The following is a 14,325-nucleotide window of genomic DNA, read 5'->3' on the forward strand; positions in this document are numbered from 1 at the left end:
GCGCGCCGGGGTCAGCCGCCGTAGAGCTCCTCGATGTCCTTGGCGTACGCCTCCGTCACCGCCTTGCGCTTGACCTTCAGCGACGGGGTCAGCAGCCCGTTCTCCTCCGTGAAGTCGCCCTCCACCAGGATGAACTTGCGGATGGACTCGGCGCGCGAGACGGCCTCGTTCGCGTAGTCCACCGCCCGCTGCACGTCGGCCAGGAGCTGTTTGTCCTGCTTCAGCTCCTCGAACGGCGTGTCCAGCGGACGCTTGCGCACCGTCAGCCAGTGGTGCAGCGCGTCCGGCTCCAGCGCGATCAGCGCGCCGATGTACGCCTGCTTGTCGCCGACCACCACGCACTGCCCGACCGGGGGGCGGCTGCGCAGCCGGTCCTCCAGGACGGCGGGGGAGACGTTCTTGCCCCCGTTGGTGATGATGATGTCCTTCTTCCGGCCGGTGATCTTCAGATAGCCGTCGGCGTCGAGAGCGCCGAGGTCGCCGGTGGAGAACCAGGAGTCGGGGTCCAGGGCCTCGTGGCTGGCGGCCGGGTTGTTCCAGTACCCCCCGAAGACGGTGCCGCCCTTGATCAGCACCTCGCCGTCGTCGCCGATCCGCACCGAGTTCCCCGGCACCGGCTGGCCGACCGTGCCGGGGCGCGGGGTGAGCGGCGGGATCAGGGTGACGGCCGCCGTGGTCTCGGTGAGGCCGTAGCCCTCGTAGATGACGATGCCGCAGGCGAAGAAGAACAGGTTCAGCCGGGTGTCCAGCGGGGAGCCGCCGCTGATGGCGTAGCTCATCCGGCCGCCGAGCGCCTTACGGATGCGGCGGTAGACGAGCAGGTCGTAGAGGAGCCGCGCGGCGGCCAGGCCACGGCTCGGGCCGGGGCCGGTGCCGAGGTACTTGCGCAGTGCGGCCTCGCCGTACTTCACGGCGATCCGGTCGGCCCGCTCGAACGACGAGCCGCGGCCGATCTTCTCGGCCATGGCCCGTCCGGTGTCGTGGATCTTCTCGAAGAGATACGGCACACCGACGACGAAGGTCGGCTTGAAGATGGCCAGTTCGGGCCGCAGGTCGTCCGGCTTGATGCTCGGGCAGTGGCCGATCTCGATGCGCCCGGACAGACAGGCGATCTGGAGGGTGCGGCCGAGGATGTGGGCCAGCGGCAGGAACAGCAGCGTGGAGGGCGTCTGCCGGGTGACCTCTTCGAAGACGGGCTTCAGCAGCTCGACCAGGTTGGCGGACTCGGCGTGCAGGTTGGCGTGGGTGAGCACGCAGCCCTTGGGGCGGCCGGTGGTGCCCGAGGTGTAGACGAGGGTGGCGATGGTGTCCGGCCGGAGCGCGGTGCGCCGTTCGGTCACCTCCGCGTCGGCCACGTCCCGGCCGAGCGCGGTGAGCTGGGCCAGTGCCCCGTCGTCGATCTGCCAGAGCCGGGGGCGGGGCAAGTCGGCCGGCAGGGCGGAGATCCCGGCGTCGGCGGTGGCGGCGTGGTCGGCGGTCTCCACGACGATGAACGCCGTGCCGGAGTCCCGCAGGATCCACTCGATCTGCTCGGCGGAGGACGTCGCGTAGATCGGCACGGTCTCGCCACCGGCGGCCCAGATCGCGAAGTCCAGCACCGCCCACTCGTAACAGGTGCGCGCCATCACGGCCACCCGCCCGCCGGGCACCAGACCCGCCGCGATCAGCCCCTTGGCCGCGTCCGTGACCTCCCGCGCGAACGCCGAGGCCGTCACCGGGACATAGCGGTCGCCGACCTTGCGCCGGATGACCACCGAACCGGGCGCCTCCGCCGCGTTGGTGAACGGGATGTCCCCGATGCTCCCCGAAGCCGGCGGAGTGACCAGCGGCGGGACACGCACCTCGCGCACCACACCGTTCTCGCTGATCAGCTCGGGTCTGACCCGGACGGACAGATCCGCGCGCCGCTTTGCCCGTTTCATGTCCTTGAGTACCCGCGCGTACATGTCAGCCCCTTTGCTGGCCATCCGGCTCTACCCGACTGCCCAGTAGGCTTACTCCTTGGTAAGGAAAAAGCAATGCCCGGTACCCGCTTGTTTGACCCGTCGGCCACCACCACCGGCCGTGCCTCCCGCGGCGACCGCCGCGAAGGGAGCGTCACCGCGCCGCCGCCCCTTCCGTGTGACGGATCCGTCGCCACCGGGGCGGTCCGCGGCGGCACTTCGTTGTGGTAGGCATGCGTCCGTGGAACTCCCCATAGCGCAGACGACGCACGGTGCGGTGCGTGGCCGGAACGAGAACGGCGTCAGTTCGTTCAAGGGCATCCCGTACGCGGCGCCGCTGGACGGTCCGGCCCGTTTCGCGGCACCCGGCGAGCCCGAGCGGTGGGACGGAGTCAGGGAGGCGCACCGCTTCAGCAGCGATCCCCCACAGGTCTCCCTCTTCCCGGACAGCGACTCCGCGTGGAGCCCGGGCGATTCGGCTGACTGCCTGAGCGTCAATGTGTGGACCCCCGACCCCGGCGGGCGCGGGCTGCCAGTGATGGTCTGGATCTACGGCGGGGCCTACATCCTGGGCACCTCCCGGGCCTCCGACTACGACGGGGCGAACCTCGCCCGGGGCGGCGTGGTCGTGGTCACCCTCAACTACCGCGTCGGCTTCGAGGGCTTCGGCTGGCTGCCGGACGCGCCGCGCAACCGCGCCCTCCTCGACCAGCTCGCCGCGCTGCGCTGGGTGCGGGAGAACATCGCGGCGTTCGGCGGCGACCCCGACACGGTGACGCTCTTCGGCGAGTCCGCCGGCGCCGCCTCCATCGCCGCCCTGACCGCCGCCGAGGCCGGGCGGGGGCTGTTCCGGCGGGCGATCGGGCAGAGCGTCGCGAGCGGCTTCCAGCCGGAGGAGCGGGCCCGGCGCGCGGCCGAGCGGATAGCGGGGGCGCTCGGCGTGCCCGCGACGGCGGAGGCGTTCGGCCAGGTCGCCTCGGAGGCGATCCACGCCGTGCAGAGCGTCCCCGGGATGCTCACCCCCTTCGGGCCGCTGGTCGGCGGCGACGATCTGGTGCCCGACCTGCCGTGGCGCCGGCTGCGCGCCGAGGTGGACCTGATCGCCGGGTTCAACCGCGACGAGTACACGCTGTTCGCGCTGCTGGAGGCGCCGGAGCGGCAGGACCCGGTGGTGGCCGCGGAACGGCTGGGCCTGCCCGCCGGGGCCGTCGCGGAATACCGGGCGGCCCGCCCCGGGATCTCCGACCAGGACCTGTACGTGCTGATCATGTCGGACGGTCTCTTCCGGATGCCGTCGCTGTGGAGCGCGCGGAACCACCCGGGGCGGAGCTGGTGCTACGAGCTGACCTGGGCCACCCCGGCGCTGGGCGGAGCCCTGCGGGTGTGCCACGCCCTGGACGTCCCGCTGGTCTTCGGCAACCTGACCGGCCGGCCGCTCGGCCAACTGCTGCTGGGTGACCCGGCCCCCGCCGAGGCGGAGACCCTGTCGAAGGAGATCCGCAGGGCGTGGACCTCGTTCGCGACCACGGGCGACCCCGGCTGGCCCGAGTACCGGGCGGGGGAGGCGCTCACGCGCGTCTGGGACCTGCCGGTCTCGGTGGTCTCCGACCCGGAGGCGGTGTCCCGCCGGATCTGGGAATCCGCGGGCTGATCGAGCGGCCGGGCGGGCAGCGGGCCGCCCGCCCGCTCACCCGCTCACCGGCCCGCGCGGTCACGCGGTCACGCGGTCACGCGGTCACGCGCTACTCGCCGATGGTGCCGAGCCGCGCGTGGCCTTTCAGGAGGTTGCGCGCGATGGTGCGGCGCTGGATCTCGTCGGTGCCCTCGAAGATGCGCAGCAGGCGCAGCTCGCGGTACCAGCGCTCGATGGGCAACTCCTTGGTGTAGCCCATGCCTCCGTGGATCTGGAGCACGCGGTCGACCACCTCGTTGGCCATGATCGCGCCGTGGATCTTGGCGATGGAGGAGGCGTGGCGGGCGTCCTTGCCCTGCTGGACGCGCCAGGCGGCGTGCAGGGTCAGCCACTTGGCGGACTCGATCTCGATGGCGGAGTCGGCGATCATCCACTGGATCGCCTGGTAGTCCGCGATCGGGCGGCCCATGGACTGCCGGATCTTGGCGTAGTCGATGGCCATCTGGAGCAGCCGCTCGGCGGAGCCGATGGCCCGGGCGGGGATCATGAAGCGGCCCTGGCCGATCCACTGCATGGCCAGCGTGAAGCCGCCGCCGACCTCGCCGAGGACGTTCTCGTGCGGCACGCGGACGTCCTGGAAGACGAGCGCGGCCGGGCCCCACTCCCCCATCGTCGGGATGGCCTCGGATTTCCAGCCCATGTCGCGGTCGACCAGGAAGCAGGTGACGCCGCCGCCTGCGCCCTTGTCGGGGTCGGTGACGGCGAAGACCATGACGAAGTCGGCGTCGTTGCCATTGGTGATGAAGGTCTTCTCGCCGTTGATGACCCAGTCGCCGCCGTCCCGGACCGCGCGGGTGCGGATGTTGCGCGCGTCGGAGCCGGCGCCGGGCTCGGTGATGGCGAAGCAGGACTTGCGCTCACCCTCGATGGTGGGGATCAGATAGCGCTGCTTCTGCTCCTCGTCGGCGGCGTAGAGGATGTTGTCGGCCGAGCCGCCGAAGCGGAACGGCACAAAGGTGCGGCCCTGCTCCATCGCGACGATCGCGTTCATCACCGCGCCGAGGGCGGCCCCGCCGTACTCCTCGGGGGTGTCGATCCCCCACAGGCCGCTGCGCCGGGCCTTGGCACGCAGCTCGCGGAGCACCTCCGGGTCGAGCCCGGGGCGGCCCTCGCGCTCGTTGCGCAGCACGTCGGGCTCCAGCGGCACGACCTCCTTCTCGATGAAGGACCGCACGGTGTCGCGGATCTGCCGCTCCTCCGGTGAGAGCGAGAAGTCCATGTCGGGGGCCTGCCTTCCGGATTCAGGTTTTCTAGAACGCACTTCCAGGAATGCTGTCAGCTTCCGCGTCCGGCTCGGCGGTGTCAAGGGATACGGGGACACATACGGGAACGTGTTTCTGGAATCTCCGGCGCTAGGATCCCTCGGGGGAAAGCCGAGCGGCCCCGGGAGGGAATGAGCGCGATGGGACGCAAACCGTCCGCCGGCCGGCGGGGCTCATGGGAGTGGAGCCGCACGGCGCAGACCCGGCAGACCATGCTCCGGGCCGCCCGCGAGGTCTTCACCGAACACGGCTTCGCGGAGGCCAGCATCTCCCAGGTCATCGAACGGGCCGGGTCCAGCGTCGGCAGCCTCTACCACCACTTCGGCGGCAAGACCGAGCTGTTCATCGCGGTGTGGGAGAGCTTCCAGGACGCGCAGGAGGAGGCCGCCGCCGCCAGCGTCGCCGAGGCCAGGAGGGACGGCGTCACCGACCCGCTGGAGCTGTTCGCCGTGGGCTCGCGCACCTTCCTGGAGAACGCCTGGCGCCACCGCGACCTGGTGCGCCTGTTCCTGCACGGTGACACCCCGCCCGGCTTCGAGCTGACCCGCCGGGCCCGCGCGCGCGGCTGGGTCCGGCAGAACGCGGCCCTCCTCGGCGCCGGCGACGACCCCCTCAGCCGCCTCACCGTCACCGTCATGAGCGGTCTCATCGGTGAGGCCATGTGGGAGGTCGCCACCAGCGACGACGAGGCGGAGGCGAGCGAGGTGACCGACGCCGCGCTCACGATCGTCCGCCGCTTCGACTTCCTGGCGAACGGAACGGACGCGGGGAGTGGAACGGACGCCGCGAGCGGAACGGACCCCGGGAACGCGGGGGACGCGGCGAACGGCACCGACACCGACACCGACACCGGGAACGCCGCGAACGCCGCGAACGGCACCGACACCGGGAACGCCGCGAACGCCGCGAACGGAACGGACACCGGGCACGTGGCGGACGCCGGGGAGCCGGAGGCGTAGTCCGGGACTCAGGGGCGGGCGGTGCCGAAGGCCCGGCGCAGGTGCCCGGCGGCGTCGGCGACCGCCTCATCCGCCCGCGCGAAGACGCCGACCTGCGGGAAGAAGCCGTGGAAGACGCCCGGGTAGCGCTTGGCCGCGCACTCCACGCCGTCCTCGCGGAGCCGGCGGGCGAAGTGCTCGCCGTCGTCGCGGATCGGGTCGTACTCGGCGGTGATGACGAACGCGGGCGGCAGGCCGCGCAGGCTCGGGGCGGTGGCGGGCACGGCGAGCGGGTTGGCGCGGTCGGCCTCGTCCCGCAGATACTGCTCCCAGAACCACACCACATCGTCGCTGGTGAGCAGCGGGCCGTCGGCGTACTCGGTCCAGGAGGGGCGCCGCACGGCGTACTCCATGGCCGGATAGGCCAGCAGTTGGAAGACCGGGCGCGGTCCGCCCCGGTCACGGGCCAGCAGGCAGACGGCGGTGGCGAGGTTGGCACCCGCGCTGTCCCCGCCGATGGCTATCCGGCGCGCGTCGGCGCCCAGTTCGGCGGCGTGCGAGGCGACCCATGCCAGGGCGGCGTGGCAATCGTGCGGCGGGGTGGGGAACTTGTGCTCCGGGGCGAGGCGGTAGCCCACCGAGACCACCAGACAGCGGGCCCGGCTGGCCAGGGTGCGGCACAGGGCGTCGACGCGGTCGATCCCGCCCAGCGTCCAGCCGCCGCCGTGGAGGTAGACCAGCACCGGCAGCCCGCTCCCGGGACCCGGCCGGTACAGCCGCACCGGGATCTCCGCGTCCACACGCGGGACGACATGGTCGGACACCTCATGCACGGACGGTGGCGTGCCCTCGGTGGCGCGCCCGCCGAAGAACTCACGGGCGCCCGCGAGGCCCATCCGGTGGATCGGCAGCGGCAGCAGTTCCTTGAGCAGATCGGCCGCCGCCCGCGCGTCGGGATCGAGTTTCACGGTGCCTCCGGAGGTCGGGGGCGGGACGTCCCGCCCTCTCCTCAGACCGTGACCGCGACCGGCGGCCGGAAAACGCCCAACGGACCTGATCACATAGGCAACTGATAGAGAATCAGGCACGGCGGCGCGCACGCCGCCGCGCGCGGGTGGGTCACTTCTCGGCGGGCGGCTGCGCCTCACTGGGCTGGACGACCACGAACCCGTCGCCCTGGAGCATCAGTTGGAACGCCTCGCCCGAACCGCCGCGCAGCATCGACTTGATGCTCTGGCCCCGGTGAATCGACGTCCGCAGCTGGCTTGTCCAGCCGACGACCGCGTCGGTGTCAACGTAGACGGGGGCGTTGGAGGTCACCGGGATGACGATCGGTTCGCCGTCGGAGATGAGGCCGATCCGGCCCTGCCCGGCGAACTGGCAGTTGAACAGACCGCCGCCCGTCATCCCGGCGCCGCTCACCATCTTGATGTCGTAGCTGAGCGTGGGGTCGAAGCACAGCACGTTGCGGCCGTTGATGGTCAGCGCGTCCTGGGGATCCAGCTCTATGACGAAGCAGCTCTGCGCGTTGTGCGCGAACCACACCTCGCCCTGGCCGCGCACGGCCATCAGGGAGAGCCCCTCGCCGGTGACGGCGCGCTTGAGGAAGTTCCCCACCCCCTGGGACTTCACCTCGAACTGGAGATTGCCGCGAAAGGCCACCATCGAGCCCTGACGGGCATGGCACTCGCCGTTGACGACATACTTGATCGCCTTGGAGTGCTGGAGGGACATCCCGCTCGCGGCGGGCGCCTGGGCCTGATATTCGGATTTAAAGAGATCGCTTCGCACGGCGCGATCATAGAGCTTGACCCGTTCGAGTGACGGAGAATCGCCGGTGTGGCGCGCGGAAGCGAGGGGTGTGCGGGGGCATGGGGGCTGGGCGGTCGCTGGGGCGGCGATTCCGGTGGCTGTGGGCGGCGTACGCGGTCAGCACGTTCGGCACGTGGCTCGCGTTCCAGGCGTTCCCCTTGACCGCGATCCTCGTGCTGGACGCCGGGCCGACGCAGGTGTCGGTGCTGGCGGCCACGGGGCTGGCGGTGGGGGCGGTCGTATCGGTGCCGCTCGGCCCGTGGGTGGAATTCCGTCGCAAGCGGCCGGTGATGGTCGCGATGGATGTGACCCGGTTCGCGGCGTTGATGAGCGTCCCCGCCGCGTTCGCGCTCGGCCGGCTCAGCTTCGTCCAGCTCCTGGTCGTGTCGGTCGTCGTCGCCGCCGCCGACATCACCTTCAACGCGGCCGGCGGCGCGTTCCTGAAGTCCCTGGTCCCACCGGGGGACCTGCTCGTCGCGAACGCGCGGTTCGAGGCCACGACCTGGACCGCCACCGTGCTGGGACCGCCGCTCGGCGGCACCGCGATCGGGCTGTTCGGCCCGGTGATGACCGTGGTGGCCGACGCGGTCAGCTATCTGCTCTCGGCGGTGGGGATCCACGCGATCGGCGGGAAGGAGCCGCGCCCCGCGCGAACCGACGCACCGGCACGGCCCCGGGCCGGCGACCTGCTCGACGGGTGGCGGTACATCCTGGCGGATCCGGCGCTGCGCCCGCTGTTCTTCAACACGATCCTCGTCAACAGCCTGATCATGGCGGCCTCGCCGCTGCTCGCCGTCCTCATGCTCAGCGACCTCGGGTTCGCCCCCTGGCAGTACGGTCTCGCCTTCGCGGTGCCCTGCGTCGGCGGCCTGATCGGCTCACGACTGGCCCGCCGGCTCGTCGCGCGGTTCGGGCAGCACAGGGTGATGCTCACCGCCGGGGCGCTGCGGGCCTGCTGGCCGATCGGGCTGGCCTTCATCCGCCCGGGCACCGCCGGGCTCGTGCTCGTCATGGCCGTCGAGCTCGGGCTGATCACCTGCATGGGCGTGTTCAACCCGGTGCTCGCCACCTACCGGCTCGACCGCACGGAGACGGACCGAGTCGCCCGAACCCTGTCCGCCTGGTCGGCCACCGGCAAAGCCACCATCGCGGCCACGACCGGTCTGTGGGGCCTGCTGGCCGGCCTCACGAGCCCCCGCACCGCGATCGCGATCGCCGGCCTCCTCATCCTGACCACCCCACTCCTGCTCCCCCGCCACATCGACGCGCCGCAGCATGAGCGGGAAGCGGCCGGAAGCCACCCATGACACCCCGCAGGTCATACCCCGGCGTGCGCGGGGACCACACGCGGGGTGGATGCGGCCCGGTCCGGCAAGATTCGCCCACCTGAGTGGCCACAGCAGGACGGCCCCGCCGTCAAGGCGGGGCCGTTCGCTGTTCCCCCAACTCCCGTCAGGGGTACGGTTCCGAGTGCTACCACGGAACCTGCAACACGGAGATCAGCTTGCCACATCCTGCTGACGACCACACTGGCGCGCGTATCGCCGATCACCGCAAGCTCCGCCAGCTCACCCAAGCCGGTTTGGCTCAGCGGGCGTTCCTCTCGCGCGGCACCATCGCCAAGGTGGAAGCCGGGCTCACCCCTGCCACTCCGGCGATCGTGGCGGCCGTCGCCAGAGCGCTGGAAGTCGAGATCGCGGTACTCAACGGTCAGCCCTACATGGACGAGATGCGCCAAGACCGGCTGGACCGCATGGTCGCGCCGCTGTCCGATGTGCTCGACATGTACGACCTCGGCCCGGACCCGTACATCACACCGCGCCCCCTGGGCGTGATCGCGGCCGAGGTGGACGAGCTGTGCGCGCAGACCTGCGCCACCGAGTACAAGGGCGTGGGCGAGAAGCTGCCGGGCCTGCTCGGTGAGCTGACCACCGCCGTGAGTCTGCTCAACGGGGCGGAGCGGCAGCAAGCGGCCGGGGCGCTGTCGTGGCTGTACTGGGTGGCCTACGAGTTCGCGTACCGCCTGGGCTACCACCAGCTCGCCGCAATCGCGTTGGAACGCATGGGCTGGATGGGCGAGCAGGCGCAGGACCCGTTGCTGCTCGCCACGCGGCTGACGAAGCGCTCATCCATGCTGCTGCGGCGCGGCGAGAACGTCATGGCCCGGCGCGTGCTCGACCGCGGCCTGTCTCTCGTCGGGCAGCACGACGCCCCGAGGGGCGTGCCAGCGCTCGCGGTGGAGGGCACCCTGCACCTGGCCGGCGCCATCGCCGCCGCGCAGGCGAAGGACGGCGACACCGTCGACGGGTACATGGAGGAAGCGCGGCGCACGGCGAAGGCGATCGGCCGCGACGTCCCGCACGTGTATTGGGGGTCGTTCGGGCTGACCAACGTGCAGCACTTCGCCGTCGCCACCGCCGTCGAACTCGGCCATCTGGGCGACGCGATGAAGGAAGCGAAGGAGCTGCACTTCCCGCCTCAGCACCCCAAGATGCGGGTCGGCCGGTACCACATCGAGATGGCCCGCGCCTTCGCCCAGATGGGCAGGCACCCGCAGGCGGAGAAGGCGCTGCACCTGGCGCGCGAGGTGGCGCCGCAGCAGGCCCGCTACCACCCGTTGATGCGGGAGACGATCGGTGTGCTGGTGCGCCGTCAGAGGCGCGCTCCACAGGGGCTGACGGCGCTGGCGGCGTGGGTGGGTATGTAGCGCGGGACGTGGTCGGGAGTGTTCCCGAATCGGGAACACCAGGGGCCTTCCCCTCCACCACAGTGATGACTGTCAGCGCACGGCAGCTCACTGGAGAGCCGATTATGGCGACGATCGCCCCCGCACTACCCCCAGCGGTACCCGAGTGGATTCCCGTCGGCCGGTACCCCGAACTCCGGCCCACCGGCCGGTGGTTCGATGCCGTCACGGCCTACAGCGTCGAGGGCGTCCGCGCGATCGCGCGGCTCGGCGAGCGGTCCGGGCCGGTGATCGATGACCCGGAGCAGGGACTCGTCACGTGGTTCGTCAGGCCCGGGTCGGCCGTGGGCTGGTCGTTGCCGTGCGTCGGGGTCCTCGGCGCCGGTTGCGAGATCGTCGTTCCCCCGGCGGCCGTTCCGGACAGGGCGCTCCTGCGCTGGGTGATCCCTCCGGCCGGGGACTGCCTGACCTGTCCGGCGCTGCTGTACGACACGCTCGCCCTCGTCACCGGCGGACGGAGACCGAGGGCGAGCGTGTCCACCTTCACGTCGCCCGAGTGCCTCTTCGGCGAGCACGAGGCGTGCACCAAGGCCGAGGTGCCCTCCTCCCCGCAGGACAGCTCGGTGATCTACGAGCCGTGCAACTGTGACTGCCACGCGGGGGCCGGGCGGTGAGCCGGATGATGACGCTGGCCCTGCTCAGCGATGAGGCGCTGGCGCGGGCGGGGGACTCGCACCCGGAGTTGTGCGTCCGGCTCGTGGTCACCGGCATCCGCCACGACCCATCCGGCCGGACACCGCCGTCGCGGCTGGAGCTTCGGATGTCCACAGGCAGGCGGCGGGGCGCTCCCGCCACTGACCAACGCCTCGCGATGCCCCGGGCGCCCGGCCTTCCTCGTGAAGGCGGGCGCCCGGGGGCTGTCGTCATTTCCGGGGCTTCAGGCGTGGGCAAGTTGCCATGTGCGGGCACGCTCGTCCAGGTCAGCGGCTCTCCGGGCCCCCCGCCGCAGCACCGGCCGGAGGGTCCGGCGCATCCCGGCAACCGCGTCGACGCCCCGGGACGAACGCACTCCCTCCAGCATGTCCAGCGCCCTGTCCCAGGTGTCGCACGCCTGCTCGACATGGCCCTGGGCGGCCTGCTCACGTCCTTGTGCCGCGATCGTCAGCGCGGTGATCCGCCGGTACTCCGGCGAAGGCCGGGACCGCGCGGCAGCGGCGTAATGCCGTTCGGCGGCCGAGTGGTCGCCCAAGGCCACCATGGTCTTCGCGCTGTGGCTGGAGACACAGGCCCGTGCCGAACCCCACAGTGCCGCCCAACGGGGCATCTCCCGCTCGTCGCCGCGCAGCACGAGGTCCTGCGCGGATCTCAACTGGCGGGTGGCTTCGGTGCGTCGGCCAGCGTTGGCCAGTGCGCGAGCGCGCGTGACCTGGAAGAGCGCCTCGGTGCACGTGTCGGCTTGGCCGTGGACGCGTCCCAAGGCGGCGTCGGCCAGTTCGAGGGTGTGTCCTGGCTGCCGGATGTCCATCCCGTTGTGCGCCATGATCCGCAGTATGAACGCTTCGTGCAGCCGGTCATCTGCTTCGCGGGTGAGCTGGAACGCCTGGAGGTAGTAGCGCTGCGCGAGGCCGTGTTCGCCGGCGTCGTACGCTTTCCAGCCGCACAGGTAGGCCAGTTCGGCTGCGGCGCCCAGCATCGCGTTGCGGTAATCCTGGGTTGCGAACGTCGCGCGGCACAGCCGGGCGACGTCCGAGGTGAGGTACTGGACCACGGCGGCCCGCCCGTGCTGTCCGCCGTGCCGTTCGTCGATGGCGGTGAAGAGCGCGGTCATGTCCCGGACGGCGTCGATCTCCGCGTGTCCGGCGCGCTGGCCGGTGGCCCGTTGCTGGTACTCGGCTGCCTGCTCGATACCCAGGGGCAGCGCGGCTGCGGCGACGCTGTAGGCGGCCCCGGTGATGAAGCCCCTCCGTTCGATGTCGGCCTCGCCCAACTGGCGCAGCAAGGTCACCGGATCAGGCCCCAGGCGCAATCCGAGACGCGCCGGGGCCTGACTGCTGTCCACCAGTCCGAGGTCGGCGGGCTCCACCTGGCGCCCCAGTCGCCTGGACAGTGCTTCTGCGATGTACGAAGCCGTCCGCGGCACCGGGCGCTTCCCCCCGATCCAGTGGGCCACAGCGCTCTTGTTCGTCAGAAGGCTGTCTCCTGTCTCTGCTGCCACCGCGCGGACCGCGCGGGCGAGTTGGTCATAGCTGTATCCGGCCTCGACGACGGCGTCCCGCAACGCCTGATTCGACGTCCGCCTGTTGGTCACTCTCTGATCACCCTCCCGAGCAGGGCGTTAAACCTGGTATACCGTTCCGCAGCCGTAGCCGCTAGTCGCAACCACCCTACGGGGAGTTGTATCCGCTGTAACCGATCCACCGAATCTTCAGCCCGAGGGGGCAGTAGGTGCCGATCACAGCAGCGGGCTGGCCACCGCCCGATGACCCCGACTCCGAACTCACCCGTGTCTCCGAGTGGATTCCCGTCGGCCGGTATCCCGAACTCCGGCCCACCGGCCGGTGGTTCGATGCCGTCACGGCCTACAGCGTCGAGGGCGTCCGCGCCATCGCGCGGCTCGGCGAGCGGTCCGGGCCGGTGATCGATGACCCGGAGCAGGGATTCGTCACGTGGTTCGTCAGGCCCGGGTCGGCCGTGGGCTGGTCGTTGCCGTGCGTCGGGGTCCTCGGCGCCGGTTGCGAGATCGTCGTTCCCCCGGCGGCCGTTCCGGACAGGGCGCTCCTGCGCTGGGTGATCCCTCCGGCCGGGGACTGCCTGACCTGTCCGGCGCTGCTGTACGACACGCTCGCCCTCGTCACCGGCGAACGGAGACCGAGGGCGAGCGTGTCCACCTTCACGTCGCCCGAGTGCCTCTTCGGCGAGCACGAGGCGTGCACCAAGGCCGAGGTGCCCTCCTCCCCGCAGGACAGCTCGGTGATCTACGAGCCGTGCAACTGTGACTGCCACGCGGGGGCCGGGCGGTGAGCCGGATGATGACGCTGGCCCTGCTCAGCGATGAGGCGCTGGCGCGGGCGGGGGACTCGCACCCGGAGTTGTGCGTCCGGCTCGTGGTCGCCGGCATCCGCCACGACCCATCCGGCCGGACACCGCCGTCGCGGCTGGAGCTTCGGATGTCCCCGGGCCAGCTCAGGGACCTGATGGCGCAGGGCCGCGCGGCCCAGGTGGCGCACGTCGCCCAGGCCCGCGCCCGCGCCGGGCGCGCACAGGCCGCCGGGGCCGCCGCCGAAGTCGCCACCGACGGGACCCGCGTCGACACGGGCGTCATCGAGCGGGTGGCGATCGCCCTCCACGAGTACCAGCCGCCGGCCGCGTCGCCGGCCCCGGCCCGGCCCGGCCCGGCCCCCCACCCAGCCCCGTCCGCCCACTCGGCCAGCGACCGCCACCAGCCCCGTAGATCCCCCTGCCAGCCCGGGGAGCCACTCGGAGGCTCCATCCAAGGCCGGGCCGGCAGGGTGTCCCCGCCCCTTTTCGCTGACGACCAGGGGGCGGGAAGGCGACCCCGCCTGGGGAGGCCAGGGGTCGCAGGGTCCCGGCCGCCTTTTCCCCCCGTCGGGCGACCGGGACCCACTCCCCTCCTCATCCTCTTCATGGACCGGCTTCCGGCTCCAAGCACTCGACGAAGGAGAACCACCCCATGCACGCCACCACCGTGATGCCTTCCCCCAGCGCGCTGCCCACTGCTCAGCGGCCGTTCGTGCTGGGCCTGTTCACCGCTGACCCGTCGCCCGCCGGCCAGGATCGTCACCCGCTGAGCAAGCCGCGGTTCGACCCGGTGCGGCAGGTGTCCGTCCTCGCGGACGGCACGCCCCGCGTCAGCACGCTGTGGGCGGACCCCACCAAGACCCACGCCGTGCGCGGCCACCGGGGAGAGCTGGAGTCCCTGATCCTGTGACCCGTCCCGGCGGGGCCGCTGTGACGCGCACGGCCCCCCGGC

12 protein-coding genes are annotated in these 14,325 nt (G+C 71.7%); 7 read left to right on the forward strand and 5 right to left on the reverse strand.

The window, feature by feature from the left end; genetic code table 11:
* Positions 1 to 11: 11 nt before the first annotated feature.
* Complete coding sequence (locus tag OIE51_RS01795) at positions 12 to 1,946, reverse strand: AMP-dependent synthetase/ligase (RefSeq protein ID WP_326594956.1); 1,935 nt, start codon at positions 1,944 to 1,946, stop codon at positions 12 to 14.
* Positions 1,947 to 2,184: 238 nt separating this feature from the next.
* Between OIE51_RS01795 and OIE51_RS01800 the strand changes: the two genes are divergently transcribed.
* Positions 2,185 to 3,594, forward strand: a complete 1,410-nt coding sequence (locus tag OIE51_RS01800; RefSeq protein WP_326594957.1) for a carboxylesterase/lipase family protein — start codon at positions 2,185 to 2,187, stop codon at positions 3,592 to 3,594.
* Between the two features lie 91 nt (positions 3,595 to 3,685).
* Here OIE51_RS01800 and OIE51_RS01805 read toward each other — a convergent pair whose 3' ends face one another.
* Positions 3,686 to 4,855 carry an acyl-CoA dehydrogenase family protein gene (locus OIE51_RS01805; protein ID WP_326594959.1) on the reverse strand — a complete coding sequence of 390 codons (1,170 nt, stop codon included), beginning with the start codon at positions 4,853 to 4,855 and terminating at the stop codon, positions 3,686 to 3,688.
* Positions 4,856 to 5,038: 183 nt separating this feature from the next.
* Between OIE51_RS01805 and OIE51_RS01810 the strand changes: the two genes are divergently transcribed.
* The gene (locus tag OIE51_RS01810; protein ID WP_326594960.1) at positions 5,039 to 5,857 is read left to right on the forward strand and encodes a TetR/AcrR family transcriptional regulator; all 819 of its coding nucleotides are present in this window, start codon (positions 5,039 to 5,041) and stop codon (positions 5,855 to 5,857) included.
* A gap of 8 nt (positions 5,858 to 5,865) precedes the next feature.
* On the opposite strand, the gene OIE51_RS01815 is transcribed toward OIE51_RS01810, so the two are convergent.
* Together OIE51_RS01815 and OIE51_RS01820 are read right to left on the reverse strand one after the other, a co-directional pair.
* The gene (locus tag OIE51_RS01815; RefSeq protein ID WP_326594962.1) at positions 5,866 to 6,804 is read right to left on the reverse strand and encodes an alpha/beta hydrolase; all 939 of its coding nucleotides are present in this window, start codon (positions 6,802 to 6,804) and stop codon (positions 5,866 to 5,868) included.
* A 151-nt stretch (positions 6,805 to 6,955) separates the two neighbouring features.
* The gene (locus tag OIE51_RS01820) at positions 6,956 to 7,627 is read right to left on the reverse strand and encodes an AIM24 family protein (protein ID WP_326594963.1); all 672 of its coding nucleotides are present in this window, start codon (positions 7,625 to 7,627) and stop codon (positions 6,956 to 6,958) included.
* A gap of 80 nt (positions 7,628 to 7,707) precedes the next feature.
* On the opposite strand from OIE51_RS01820, the gene OIE51_RS01825 reads away from it, so the two are divergent.
* The 3 genes from OIE51_RS01825 (at position 7,708) to OIE51_RS01835 (ending at position 11,008) form a co-directional block, all read left to right on the forward strand.
* Positions 7,708 to 8,955, forward strand: coding sequence for an MFS transporter (locus tag OIE51_RS01825; RefSeq protein ID WP_326594965.1), 1,248 nt, complete (start codon positions 7,708 to 7,710; stop codon positions 8,953 to 8,955).
* Between the two features lie 197 nt (positions 8,956 to 9,152).
* Positions 9,153 to 10,355, forward strand: coding sequence for a helix-turn-helix domain-containing protein (locus OIE51_RS01830; protein ID WP_326594966.1), 1,203 nt, complete (start codon positions 9,153 to 9,155; stop codon positions 10,353 to 10,355).
* Positions 10,356 to 10,459: 104 nt separating this feature from the next.
* The gene (locus OIE51_RS01835; RefSeq protein WP_326594968.1) at positions 10,460 to 11,008 is read left to right on the forward strand and encodes a hypothetical protein; all 549 of its coding nucleotides are present in this window, start codon (positions 10,460 to 10,462) and stop codon (positions 11,006 to 11,008) included.
* 263 nt (positions 11,009 to 11,271) lie between these two features.
* Here the strand turns inward: OIE51_RS01835 and OIE51_RS01840 are convergent, their stop codons facing one another.
* Positions 11,272 to 12,642 carry a hypothetical protein gene (locus tag OIE51_RS01840; RefSeq protein WP_326594969.1) on the reverse strand — a complete coding sequence of 457 codons (1,371 nt, stop codon included), beginning with the start codon at positions 12,640 to 12,642 and terminating at the stop codon, positions 11,272 to 11,274.
* A gap of 137 nt (positions 12,643 to 12,779) precedes the next feature.
* Between OIE51_RS01840 and OIE51_RS01845 the strand changes: the two genes are divergently transcribed.
* The gene (locus OIE51_RS01845) at positions 12,780 to 13,355 is read left to right on the forward strand and encodes a hypothetical protein (protein ID WP_326594971.1); all 576 of its coding nucleotides are present in this window, start codon (positions 12,780 to 12,782) and stop codon (positions 13,353 to 13,355) included.
* 670 nt (positions 13,356 to 14,025) lie between these two features.
* Positions 14,026 to 14,283 (forward strand): hypothetical protein, encoded by a 258-nt coding sequence (locus tag OIE51_RS01850; protein WP_326594973.1) that lies wholly within the window; start codon positions 14,026 to 14,028, stop codon positions 14,281 to 14,283.
* Positions 14,284 to 14,325: the final 42 nt, after the last annotated feature.

The organism is Streptomyces sp. NBC_01803 (assembly GCF_035917415.1).
Lineage (GTDB): Bacteria > Actinomycetota > Actinomycetes > Streptomycetales > Streptomycetaceae > Streptomyces.

Bases quoted from the DNA above. Each gene is read 5' to 3' on its own strand.
- OIE51_RS01795 (WP_326594956.1), bottom strand. From the start codon at position 1,946: ATGTACGCGCGGGTACTCAAGGACATGAAACGGGCAAAGCGGCGCGCG.
- OIE51_RS01805 (WP_326594959.1), bottom strand. From the start codon at position 4,855: ATGGACTTCTCGCTCTCACCGGAGGAGCGGCAGATCCGCGACACCGTG.
- OIE51_RS01810 (WP_326594960.1), top strand. From the start codon at position 5,039: ATGGGACGCAAACCGTCCGCCGGCCGGCGGGGCTCATGGGAGTGGAGC.
- OIE51_RS01825 (WP_326594965.1), top strand. From the start codon at position 7,708: ATGGGGGCTGGGCGGTCGCTGGGGCGGCGATTCCGGTGGCTGTGGGCG.
- OIE51_RS01835 (WP_326594968.1), top strand. From the start codon at position 10,460: ATGGCGACGATCGCCCCCGCACTACCCCCAGCGGTACCCGAGTGGATT.
- OIE51_RS01850 (WP_326594973.1), top strand. From the start codon at position 14,026: ATGCACGCCACCACCGTGATGCCTTCCCCCAGCGCGCTGCCCACTGCT.